Genomic DNA, 12,311 nt, shown 5'->3' with positions numbered 1-12,311 from the left:
TGTTTAGGTGTTTAGGTATTTTAGTTTGGGCTATGATTAATTTTTCGATTTCGTCTATCGTTTCAATTATCGCTCCGGTTATCACTCCAGTTCGTCGTTCACTTTTGTTTATTGTTTTTTAGGGGATGTTAGCAAAGTCGTTTTAATAAGGTTGTTTAGACATCATCATCAAACCGTTACTGATAAAAATGAATGCTTTACTGTTAATGTTAGCCTTTGTTGTAAACATTATTCACCATGCATCTTTAGTCTAATGCAGTGCTTTTTTACTTGTGAGTCAGGCCGATAATTGGTTAGCTTGAGCATGACTAATCACATGCAAGGAGGCTTTAATGGTCAAACAACATCAAGCACAACTACCGCTTACCCAAAGTGAATATCATGGTGTCACCTCAACGACGCTTACCGATAAAACCATTGGTCAATATTTTGATGATATTGCCAATGCTTACCCAGACAATCTTGCGGTAGTCGTTCATCATCAACAAATCCGTTGGAATTACCGAGAATATCAAGCAAAAGTTGATGCGCTTGCCACTGGTTTATTAGCGCTAGGTATTCAACCTGGGGATCGAGTCGGAATTTGGTCTCCTAACAATATTGAGTGGTGTTTAACCCAATTTGCTACGGCTAAAATTGGCGCCATTATGGTGTGTATTAATCCGGCTTATCGCCCTGAAGAGCTAGAATACTCCTTGAGTAATGTGGGATGCCGAGCAGTCATTTGCGCAGATAAATTTAAGTCTAGTGATTACTTACAAATGTTAAATGAGTTGCTGCCAGAGTTAAGCACCAGCACAGCAGGTAAACTCACCACACTCGCACTGCCTCAGCTTGAGTTTGTTATTCGAATGGGCACCGACCGTACTCCCGGTATGCTCAATTTTAATGATTTGCTGCTGGAGGTTAACGACGAAGCTCAACATGTGTTGGCCACCATTGCTGACTCTCTCGATACTCATGATTCGATTAATATTCAATTTACATCAGGTACCACAGGCAGCCCCAAAGGCGCGACGTTATCGCATCATAATATTTTAAATAACGCTTATTTAGTCGCAGATGCTATGGGCTTCACTCAAGCCGACAAGTTATGCATTCCAGTCCCTTTGTACCATTGTTTTGGTATGGTATTAGGCAGTTTATCGAGTATTATTCATGCATCGGCGGCGGTATATCCTGGGGAGTCTTTTGACCCACTCACCACGTTACAAGTAATAGAAAATGAACGCTGCACAGCGTTACATGGCGTACCGACTATGTTTATTGCCGAGTTAGAACATCCACAATTTAACCAGTTTGATCTTAGCTCATTGCGCACAGGCATTATGGCGGGCGCCACATGCCCCGAAGAAGTTATGCGCCGAGTACAAGAGTTAATGTACATGAAAGAAGTACTAATTGGTTACGGACAAACCGAGTGTAGCCCGTTAAATCACATCACTGAAATTGACTCCCCAATCGAAAAACAAGTGCTCACCGTGGGTCGAGCATTGCCGCATACTGAAGTGAAAATCATCAATGAGTTTGGCGACGTGGTTGCTATTGGTCTGCCCGGAGAAGTGTGCAGCCGAGGTTACTGCATCATGCAAAGTTATTGGAATGATGCAGTCAAAACAGCTGCAACCATCGACAGCGCAGGCTGGTTACATTCGGGCGATATTGGCCAAATGGATGAATTAGGCTATGTGCAAATTGTTGGCCGTATAAAAGACATGATTATCCGCGGCGGTGAGAATATATATCCGCGTGAAATTGAAGAAAAACTTTACAGCCACAAAGACGTGCAGGATGCCGCCGTGTTTGGAGTACAAAGTGACAAATACGGAGAGGAGGTATGCGCATGGATTAAAGTCCGCGCTAATGCCGATATCACCGAAGACGATATTCGCCACTTTTTAACCGAAAAATTTGCCTATTTTAAAGTGCCGCGCTACATCAAGTTTGTTGACCAATACCCAATGACAGTAACGGGAAAAATTCAAAAATTTAAGATGCGTGAGTTGATGTATCAAGAGTTACATGACGCGATAAACTGATATTTTGCGTTAAAGTATTAAAGCCCAGTGTTGAGTCATCGCATTGGGCTTTAATATTGGGGCAACTATTTGAAAATGACATAGAGACTACACTGACCAGTAACGCATTAAACCGCTGAGTCATAAGCATTGGTGTAATTAAAACGGCCTTATTTTAGGCCAACGCTTCTAGTTTGAGTTCTGGTTTAAATTTCAGTTAAACACAGTTGTAAACAAATGATGTTTTCTCGATAGCATATGGTGAGTGATACCATTGCCAGCTTATATTTTTATCGGCTGAGTACGTCAGCTTTTCCGCTTTTTCAGCTGGATACAATCGACCCATTGTTGGAGTTATTTTGAATAATACTAAAGGTAGTCTTTTTATGGTTGCCGCGATGGCGGCATTTTCTATTGAAGACATGTTGATAAAGTCGGCAGCCGAAACTACTTCTATTGGTCTGATTTTAACGTTATTTGGATTGGGGGGAATGTTGGTTTTTATGCTGCTGACTTGGCGTAAAGGTCAAACAATTTTACATCCAGCGCTTATATCTACGCCAATACTTATACGTGCGGTGTGCGAAGTAGTGGGTCGATTCTGCTTTGCATTAGCCATCACGTTAACGCCGTTATCGAGTGCCTCGGCCATTTTGCAAGCCACACCATTGATCGCAATGATAGGTGCAGCCTTATTGTTTGGTGAACAAGTTGGATTTAAACGCTGGATTGCCGTATTGGTTGGTTTTTGTGGTGTGTTGATGATCATTCGCCCCGGCCTTGATGGCTTTGAAGCAACCTCTTTATTTGCGGTAGTGGCAACCTTAGGTTTTGCTGGCCGCGATTTAGCAACTCGTGCGGCTCCTCCGGTGCTGTCTAATATGCAGCTTGGAGTGTATGGTTTTTTTGTGTTAATTCCGGCAGGCATTGCAATACAGTTATACCAACACGAGCCATTACAACTTAGTTCTACCGCCGCAGTTCAAATTATCGGTGCAATTGTGTTTGGGGTGATGGCGTACAATGCCCTCACAATTGCAATGCGCGCTGGCGATGTATCAGTTATTTCTCCTTTTCGTTATACGCGTTTATTATTTGCCTTAGGTTTGGGGATATTTATATTTGGAGAGTCACCAGATTTAGCGACCCTTCTTGGAAGCCTGTTGGTGGTATTAAGTGGCGGATATACTTTAATTCAAACGCGTAAAACAGTCTCAGCAAGTTTGATAAAGAGTCGCGCATGAGTTGAGTGGGTAGATTGACTCAGCGGTAAGGTACAACAAGGTTAAACACTGCAAGGTTAGAGAGTACTAGGTTAGACATTAACGATAGATAAGATGTTTCGCATAAGCTTGATGATGGATAAAAAGCGGCTAACGTTAAATTAACGGTGCAAGGTTCATTTTTGTAAATCGGAGATTTTTGATCTAATACTCATGCTCTGTAGCGTGAAATGTCATACTTTGTTGCGTGGCAACGGTAGCAAATAAAACTGGCTACTTAATAAATATTTTCATTTATTAAGTTATAAAAATCAATAACAAAGACCTGAGCTTATTTTCCGTTATACTGCCTTACCCGCTACATACCCTTATTTAAGAGGTATCAAAAATACCATGGATATTAAAGGAACCTGCATTTCATCTACAGAAGATGAGCACGGCCCCATTTATGTTTATCAAACAAGAAACAGTCGCATTCTAAGCTTTGATGGAGAAATTTATCAAAGTTGCATTAAACTCAATGATATTAATGGATTACATCTAGGTTATACCCAAGCTATGATGGCCGGTTTACTCTTTATTCCCGCAGTAAAAACGGCCACCATCATGGGGCTGGGTGCTGGTTCAATGGCTAAAATATTGCTCAATAGTTTCGTCGATTTGAAGGTGCACGCGGTTGAATACCGTGAAGCAGTCGCGAAGGCTGCAAAAGAATATTTTTACTTACCTGATACTGAACGTCTTGTTATTCATATAGACGATGCGGTGAATTACATAAAAAATACCGACATAAAAAGCGATATTATCTTTTCAGATTTATACAATTCACAAGGTATGGAGCCGAAACAAGTACAATCATCCTACTTACACGATTGTAAAAATGCACTCAATCAACAAGGGGTTTTGGTGCTCAATATCTGGCATACGTCAGCTGAATTACGCCAAGAGTTAGATGAATTACTCGCGCTCGAATTTGAAAGTCGACTACTCAGTTTTGACGTCGAAAGCGGCAATACCATCGTGCTAGCATTCAAAAACGATATTCCTGCGATAAAAAGACAAGACCTACTGGCGAAAGGCAAAGCGTTACAAGCGCAAATGAGTATTCCGATGGAACGTTACGCCAACTTACTCTGCGATGCACAAGATTGATAGGCTATCGATTTTTACCTTAGATCATTCTTATCTTAGAACATTCCGAGACCGCATTTTGAAGCGTACATTTTTATGTTGTCTCGCCACGAGTTTTTATGACTGGCTTATCAAGCCAGCCTTATACATTAGCCCCAAAAACAACCTCCTGTTGTGAGTCTAACCACATTGGATTTTGTACCATCACCTTGCTGAACATTCGGCTCTGTAAATAATGATTGAGCCATTGTCGCAATTTGGGGTAGGGGGATTGTAAATACCATTGTCGCTCTACCCGGGCAAACTGACGAATAAACGGCATTAATGCTAAATCTGTCAAACTTGGTTGGTCAGACATTAAATATGAGTGCTGGCAAAGCCTTAATTCTAGATCCGCAAGATAACGTTCACATTGTTGTCTATCTTCCATAAGCGACGGTTCATGGTAGCGTTTAGAGCAGCGATATTTCTCTAAATGTCCCTTGAACTCATTATCAAATATCGCAATAACAGCCAACATTTCAGTTAATGCGTTAGGCGTTGCTTTATTTAGATAATCGTCAGGGTCTATTTGTGAAAAAGCCCATAGCATGATGGACAAACTTTCATCGATGACCTCATTATCTGTGGTGACTAAAACGGGCACTGTACCTTTGGGCGACACCGCAAGCATTTCTGCAGGTTTGTTACTTAACACTAAGTCGCGCAAGTTTACTTGCTGCTTAGATGCGTAAATGGCCAGCCGAGCGCGCATTGCGTAAGGGCAATTTCTCAATGAATAAAGTACAGGTAATTCCATGATGTTGTTTATTATCTCTCAGTCAGTTAACACAGGTCGCAAAATAATCTCGGCTTCATTTTGTCACTAACACATAACCCTTTGAATATTCATTGTAATAGTCTTTTTTGAAGTGTCAAATCTATCGTTTGAAGTTCATTATGGCTAGATTGAATGCTAGATAATTTGAATGCACAATACCATCGGTGAAGGCTTAATGCAGAGGTTTGATTTAATCAGGAGGGCATTCTCGCTGTGGAAAACATAGATTCTTGTCCGCGCAGCCATGGTTAACCGTTTGCTGCTTGGTTTGATTTTACTGGGTAACTTTGGTGATAAGTATTGATTGTATTTTCTTTTATATAGGGAGTCACTCTCATAAATTTTAATTAAGTTAACTATTTACGGTGGCTTTTTTCACTATTTCTTATTGTTTATAATAGTAAGGGATGATGATTTCAGTACTTGATTTTGGTATTTGCATATTATAATTTTATGTCGATTTTCTTATTAAATTCCACTGTTAAAAATCGTACCTCTTTATAGGTAATAGTTATTATTGGTTATAAATAAATATAATTACTTAGTATGACTTATTCATTATAAATCCCCTGTTTTATCTTCAATATAACCTTTTAGTAGTACCAGAAACCTTATTTTAGCCCCTGAGCCTCATCGCCTAATGTATTTCTATGTTACTAGCAAAAATAGTCGGTTTTGGCTGGTTTATTCATTTTTATTTCAGTCGTCATTCGAAAGGGTTACGTAGTTAACGTATTGAACGTAATAGCTAAAAATATGACTTTTTATTGATCTGACCCCGTATTATTTTAATATGTTGATGTTAAAGAATTTCCCTAGAAAAAAATGCTTTACACACTACTTTTATGGAATTTTGCCTCTTGAATTAATTAATAGTTTTTCTATGATTTAAATCGAGAGTACAAGTAAATATCTGGAGTGCACTAATAGTGAGATATAACATTGTGTGGCCGAAAAATTACGTACTACTTAATACTTACTTCGTCGTAATTTGTCATCGGATGATGACATTGGCTAATTAAATTTGTAGTGCGCGCAGTTATTTTTAAATAGCTAACGTGGTTGCGAAAAATATAAAACCAGGAGGTCATTATGCCTAACTAGTTTAACCCCAACAATAATTACAGGAGGTTGTTATGTTATTTGTTAAATACTTTAATAAAAGGCCGATTGCCCTTGCTATATCTTTAGCATTGCTGGCCTCAATAGGTAGTGCAGTGGCTTATGAATCGCCAGTGCACGTTTTTTCAGTTAATGATGTTCTGGGTGGGCTAAATGGTGTGACCTTCGCAGAAGATAAATCGATAATATGTGACATCGGTGGAGAAGTGCCTTGTCCTGCTGACAATCCAGCAATCCTCGACAAGTCAGGGGTGATGTTATATCCGGTTGATAGTGAGTTTGGTTTTTACGTGGTTGATTTTCTTGGCGCGCAACCTAAGGCGCGTAATGGCGATTACCTAGAAGGATTCGTTGGTAATATTGAAGACGGCGGAGAGGTGGTTGGTATTCAAGTTGCCAATGCTGCCACCGAAAAATACAAGGTAAAACCACCTTTGGGAACATGGTGTCAAGGGCTCGGCGGCACCTCGGTAAAATGTGAAACAGAACATTATACCGTTATGGAACATGCGCTTAGTTGTTATGAGACCATCCCATACTTTTTTGCCAGCCCAGATGGTACACAAGCAACTATATCAACCCCAGACGGTAGTTTGTCTTTTGACTGTGCTGGTGCGCCACTAGATGATAATGTCCAAATTTTAGTCGGTGGACAGCCAGATCATCGTTTAACTACAGCTGTACCATGTGAAACAGAGGGTAATCCAGCAGGGTGCCAAATGTTTCCTAACGACAAAACCAACATGCTCGATAACATCGCTTTAAGCAGTGATTATTCAGTACAGCTTAAAGATGATGGTAAGCCACTCTATGGTTGGGGGGGAATACATAAACGGCCGAACGATATCCGCATGTACGCTCAGTTGGCACTCCCTGAAGAATGGAAAACATCAACCGAAAACTTTGTCGTAACTCGAGCAGAGCTTGTGGTTAATCATTGGATCACCAACAATCCTAATGACCAACTTCGTCCAGAAGATTTGGAAAACGAAGCTGCAACAGGGCGTAAGCCTTCTTATAGAATAGAAGGTGATGGTGATACAGCCGTATGGAAAAGTACTGTCCCTTGTTATGAAGGCGACAGCGACCTAATCGATACTGAAGATGGCGCTTTCGATCCATCCTTTATCGGTGCAGGTACAATATTAAAGAATACGCCTCAAGCATTGGATCCTTTGGCTACACCAGGTGAAGACCGAGCAGAGCATCCTTATGCTTTCTCATCGGATCTCGTTGGTGGCTATTCTAATGCTTACTATACCACCATTAATCGCGACCCATTTGAATGGTCTTATGATGCCAATCCGGATCCTGCAATTCAGGATTTCGTCGGTAGTGCATTGCCCAATGCGTCACTCGGTGAGCTTGTTTCAGGCCCCCGTTGGAGACTTAAACCTAATAAGTTTGGTCAAGACTTGCCTGGGCTGGAGATCCCGTTAATTGAATGTAGCGCGCCGCCTTTTGCCAAAGAAAATATTAAGTATGAGGTAGGTACGCCAACGACCACAGTGATCAACTTACTTGACTGGGCAGAGGGTGAGACCTCTCCGCTGTCAAGCAGTAAAGGTTGGGTAGATGTGACTGCAAATGAGTATGTCACTATTGTCACTGAGGAGGGAGAAGCACCGGTTACTAGTAATGGTTTACCGATGACGTCAGATTTTGACCTTGCGGTTTACATTAAGGGTGATAGTAAATCAACAGCCTTATATAACGCGCAGCTCATTATCGAATATGAAGGTGAAGTTCCTGTAGTGAATACTGATGTCGATGTCGCACTGACTGCTTTTGCAGCATCAGCTGCAGTGTCCTTTAATCAAACTGTTGCAATGGTTGTCGATGTGAGCAATCTTAAGCCTAGTAGTGTCAGTGGTGAGGTAACCATCACTGGAGTCACTAACCAAGGTGTGATTATTGATCTGCCACCAATGCCTTTCAGCGACTTGGCTGAAGGAGATACAGTTTCATTAAATGCGAGTTGGACTGCCAACATCATCAGAACGTCCGCTGTTAGCTGGACTGCGACGGTGACTGCAGAAGGCGATCTTAATAGCGATAACGATACTGCCACCGCAACAACAAAAATCCGTAGATGATAATTATGGATTAGCAGGTGAATCAAAGGGGGAGAACTTTTGTTTCTCTCCTTTTAACTTAACCTAATTGATATTGTTATTAACGGTCTTTACGGACTTAGAAGATAGGAATAGCAAATGCGCATCATACGAGTCATCTTTGTCACTGCTATTATTTTATCATCGGCGATAACAGCAGTATTCGCTGAAGAAAACAGCGATCCAACTCAACCCGCGACTACCATTCCACCGGCTACTGCAACCACGCCGGAGCGAGTCACGCCAGCTATCACGCCATCAATAACAACTCCAGTAGCAACCTCGACCGCGCCAGTAACGCCAGTTATAGCAAACCCTGCAGTAACCCCGCCAGCGCCTAAACAAAGTGCGAAAAAACCGGCAATGGGTCACGATTACCAAAAAAATATGCCCAAGCTTGGCAAAGGTGATCCCAATTACCGTGGTGGGAAGGAGGTTGTATCTGATGCTCAACCCATAATCAACAATCCAGAGAGTCAATCAAAAGAGCCATCAATAATAGATAACCAGCGCAAAAGTGGTGCAGATGTAGGTTTTCCTGGCTACCGCGGCGAGGGAGACTCGGCTTACCCACAACATCAACAATATCAAAATCCGCCACGCTTTCCGGCTGAATCAATAGAGACTACTCCAGCAGATATTTCTCCAGATGATACGTCTCCAGTACAGGCTAAACCAACCGAACAAAATAGCGATGCACAGAGTAATGCACCATCGGTTGATGCATCAGCAAATAAGGTCAACACACGTGCGATTATTAACCAGCAGCGCAAAGGAATACTTCATGCAGCCGCATTTGGCGACGAGCCAGCGGTAAAAGCATTGCTCAAGCAAGGAGCAAGCCCAGATGCCAGAGCAAAAGACAGAATAGGGCGAACAGCATTAATGCTAGCGGCATTGAGTGGCCATGAAAACGTGGTTAATACACTGCTTAAACAAGGTGCTAGCGTGGATTTAAAAGATAGAACAGGCCATACAGCACTTAACTGGGCGGCAAATCGATCGCACCTAAATATAGTCTCGTTACTACTCAACTATGGCGCGGATATTAATATCAAAGATAATGGCGGTACTTCTCCTTTGTTATATGCGGTTGCCACTAGCAATGTGGCAATGGTCAGTTTATTGCTTTCACATGGCGCTGAAACTGAGGTACAAAGTGCTGAAAGTAAGATGACGCCACTATTATTGGCCATTGAGCATAACGATATTGAATCTATTAGGCTTTTATTAGATAACAAAGCTGATGTTAATGGCACAAACAGTGATAATTTCTCACCATTAATGGCCGCGGCAGAGCAAGCTCAGCCCAAGATAGTGCAAACACTCCTCTCCCATGGTGCTGAGGTCAATCGATATGATAATAAGCATTTTACGCCATTGTTCTACGCTGCCGACAAGCAACACATCGGCATCATGCAGTTGTTATTAGCCCAAGGTGCAGATGTCAATTTACGCGATAATAAAGGCCGAACCGTTTTAATGCGCGCCAAGCAGCAAGGGCATGCAAACGTTGTAGCGTTATTATGCACAAAGGGAGCTAAATATAACGCCGATGGATGTTGAGATTGAAAAGAAAGTCGAGTTTGGTGTTTGACCGGATTAATCAAATTAACATTTGTTTTTAAAAACAAAAAAGCCTGTAAGCATTTTATGCATGCAGGCTTTTTTATTTTAGATTTGGTCGGTATCCTCCTGTGTTATGAGAGGATTCCAATTTCCGCCCCCATGGCAGAGCCATGAAAGCTAGCTCTGAAGCTCGTAATCACAGGGTTGTCATAGTCTAACCCCCAAATAGTTACCATAAAAGTGACCCAGATTTTGAGCTTGAAATTAATCATCGTTGGGAACAGGGTGATGTTAGAGTGCCGTTTGATGATGTTTCGGCAATATACGCCCAGGTGTTTAAGTTAGGGATTGATGAAATAAGGGCGGTTATTTGTGGTCAAGAATAATGATGAAGAGTAGTGGTCAAGAATAATGATGAAGATTAATGACGAAGAATCATGACGAAGATTAATGTGCAGCAGCAGCAACTGCAGCATCAACAAGTGACGCTGAACATGAATGCGTTGCTTCATGGGTTAACACGTTGGGGTAATTATTGGGCTCATCAAGAATTTGGCCAAGGGTTCGCAGGCCGAAGCCAGTGCTACAAGTTAGGCTAGGTGATTGTTTAAGGTAGTTCGGCAGTAGTCGAGGTAACGCCCCCACTAGAAGTAAGACAGTTCGACCAGATGATTGAGCGGTTAACCGCAATGCATACGGGCCATTAGATCGCACTACATCTGCAAAGCGCAGTGGGCATTGATGGGATTCGATAGCAATAAGTCTTATGTGTATTGGTTGAGAAGGGCAGAGATTTCTTTAATTAATTGATGTGATAAAGTCAGTATAATTAATATAAATGGATTGAATTTAATCGAAAATTTTATTTTTTTGTATCATGTTGTTTACTTTTTATAGGAGTCATTCTTGGTCAAGGAGTCGAGTTTGATACTTCTTTGTGGCTTGGGTTCATTTCTTTAGTTGTTACTATTGCCACTTTGGGAATTGCTTATCGTGCTTATAAAGTATGGAGAGTACCGATTTTAACCGGCTATGTTAACTCATTATCTGAAATCATGATGGAGCGAGAAATAGCTTTTTCAAACTTATCTTATTCGATGTTAAAAGGCTCAAAGGGTGGCGAAATATGTAACGTTGTAATGTTTGCTGAAGTGTCACATTTTATCAATGTAGACCGAGGCTTGTGGCTAAGAGGCCTATTTCTCATTGAGATTATTAATAAATCTATACCTGACTCTGCTTCATTCTTAAATTTCTGGCTCGAATATCAATTAGATAAATCATCATCTTATGAGCCAGTTATTTTGGATGAGGGTGACGACAAAAATTATGACCTTTGGAAAGAGATAATGGATAAGCACAGCGAACTTCAACCTCAAATCTGGAACCAGCATAATTCATTATCAACGTTAATAATTATGAATGACAAATGACCTACGGCTATAAAAATTAACAAGTATTTTATGGGTTCTTCTGGCTCGGTGTACTGCAGGGGTAGAGAAGCGCAGTGCTTCAATACATATGAGAAATTTAGAGGGTTGTGTTGTTGTTTTATGGACTATGTAAACTCTATTCGCGTTAATACCCCGTTTTAGTTTTGTTAAGTCTATGAAAGTGATGTTTAAATACTGATTTGTTAGGCATTCATTTTGGGAGTTTGTTCGATCTTTCTATATACCAACTTTTTGAACACTCAAATAGATCTAGTCGATCTGAGTGGCTGAATGAGTTTAGCAACCTAGTTAAATACTCTCGGCTTTAGATTGATAATGACTCTAGCCTATTGAATTAATGTGCTTTTGTTAAAAATCATTTACATAACGAGCCATATCATTTTCGGTTATCTACATTCTCGCTTCATCCAGACTAAAGAGTGATTGATTCGCGAGATTTAAGCTGATAAGTTACTAAAATTATTAATAATTAAAGTGGTATAGATGCTGGGTTTTGGTTGACTTCTCAAGATGTTTATCGAAATTCTAGCTAATACGCTGTTAAGCATCAGTAGAGTTTAGGCAATGTTTTATCAATCAAATTATAATAAAAACCTATTAATTGCCCCTATATGGAAATGGCTAATTATTGTCTTCTGGGTTTTATTGGTTGCAGTAATATTTTCTCCGGCCACTGAGCAAGGAAGTATCATCTGGTATCTCGGGCTTTCAGCATCCATTTTTTTAGTGGCTGCTTGTATATTGTTGGTTGCTTTTGCACTTGTTATCATTTTCATTAAACGGAAGAAACTGGGTGTTGTGAGTTCCATGCTAGCTTCGTTATTTGTGATCATATTTAATGTACCTGGAAGCATGGTTTT

At 40.8% G+C, this 12,311-nt stretch carries 9 protein-coding genes; 7 read left to right on the top strand and 2 right to left on the bottom strand.

Annotation, left to right across the window (positions count from 1 at the left end; translation table 11 throughout):
• The first annotated feature begins 332 nt into the window (after positions 1-332).
• The 3 genes from H5202_RS11760 to H5202_RS11750 all read left to right on the top strand — a co-directional run bounded on the left by H5202_RS11760 (position 333) and on the right by H5202_RS11750 (position 4,393).
• Positions 333-2,039, top strand: coding sequence for an AMP-binding protein (locus H5202_RS11760; RefSeq protein ID WP_182772240.1), 1,707 nt, complete (start codon positions 333-335; stop codon positions 2,037-2,039).
• 338 nt (positions 2,040-2,377) lie between these two features.
• Complete coding sequence (locus H5202_RS11755; RefSeq protein WP_259397294.1) at positions 2,378-3,262, top strand: DMT family transporter; 885 nt, start codon at positions 2,378-2,380, stop codon at positions 3,260-3,262.
• A gap of 372 nt (positions 3,263-3,634) precedes the next feature.
• Complete coding sequence (locus H5202_RS11750; protein ID WP_182772239.1) at positions 3,635-4,393, top strand: ATP-binding protein; 759 nt, start codon at positions 3,635-3,637, stop codon at positions 4,391-4,393.
• A gap of 121 nt (positions 4,394-4,514) precedes the next feature.
• On the opposite strand, the gene H5202_RS11745 is transcribed toward H5202_RS11750, so the two are convergent.
• Positions 4,515-5,171, bottom strand: a complete 657-nt coding sequence (locus tag H5202_RS11745; RefSeq protein WP_182772238.1) for a glutathione S-transferase — start codon at positions 5,169-5,171, stop codon at positions 4,515-4,517.
• A gap of 1,157 nt (positions 5,172-6,328) precedes the next feature.
• Between H5202_RS11745 and H5202_RS11740 the strand changes: the two genes are divergently transcribed.
• The 4 genes from H5202_RS11740 to H5202_RS11725 all read left to right on the top strand — a co-directional run bounded on the left by H5202_RS11740 (position 6,329) and on the right by H5202_RS11725 (position 11,430).
• Positions 6,329-8,410, top strand: coding sequence for a hypothetical protein (locus H5202_RS11740; protein ID WP_182772237.1), 2,082 nt, complete (start codon positions 6,329-6,331; stop codon positions 8,408-8,410).
• A 117-nt stretch (positions 8,411-8,527) separates the two neighbouring features.
• Positions 8,528-9,994: an ankyrin repeat domain-containing protein gene (locus tag H5202_RS11735; protein ID WP_182772236.1), complete on the top strand. Its 1,467-nt coding sequence runs from the start codon at positions 8,528-8,530 to the stop codon at positions 9,992-9,994.
• Between the two features lie 440 nt (positions 9,995-10,434).
• Complete coding sequence (locus H5202_RS24790) at positions 10,435-10,596, top strand: hypothetical protein (protein WP_443019397.1); 162 nt, start codon at positions 10,435-10,437, stop codon at positions 10,594-10,596.
• Positions 10,597-10,932: 336 nt separating this feature from the next.
• A complete protein-coding gene (locus tag H5202_RS11725; protein WP_182772235.1) occupies positions 10,933-11,430 on the top strand; it encodes a hypothetical protein in 498 nt (165 codons plus the stop codon).
• A gap of 602 nt (positions 11,431-12,032) precedes the next feature.
• Here the strand turns inward: H5202_RS11725 and H5202_RS11720 are convergent.
• The coding region (locus tag H5202_RS11720; protein ID WP_220493859.1) for a hypothetical protein at positions 12,033-12,311 on the bottom strand (279 nt) is incomplete at its 5' end.

This window comes from Shewanella sp. SG41-4 (genome assembly GCF_014164505.1).
Classification (GTDB): Bacteria; Pseudomonadota; Gammaproteobacteria; order Enterobacterales; family Shewanellaceae; genus Shewanella.
The sequence above is the reverse complement of the archived record's forward strand: the minus strand, read 5'-3'. Positions and strand labels throughout refer to the sequence as shown.

Coding starts and splice junctions, on each gene's coding strand:
- H5202_RS11750 (WP_182772239.1), top strand. CDS start 3,635: ATGGATATTAAAGGAACCTGCATTTCATCTACAGAAGATGAGCACGGC.
- H5202_RS11740 (WP_182772237.1), top strand. CDS start 6,329: ATGTTATTTGTTAAATACTTTAATAAAAGGCCGATTGCCCTTGCTATA.
- H5202_RS11735 (WP_182772236.1), top strand. CDS start 8,528: ATGCGCATCATACGAGTCATCTTTGTCACTGCTATTATTTTATCATCG.
- H5202_RS11745 (WP_182772238.1), bottom strand. CDS start 5,171: ATGGAATTACCTGTACTTTATTCATTGAGAAATTGCCCTTACGCAATG.
- H5202_RS24790 (WP_443019397.1), top strand. CDS start 10,435: ATGACGAAGATTAATGTGCAGCAGCAGCAACTGCAGCATCAACAAGTG.
- H5202_RS11760 (WP_182772240.1), top strand. CDS start 333: ATGGTCAAACAACATCAAGCACAACTACCGCTTACCCAAAGTGAATAT.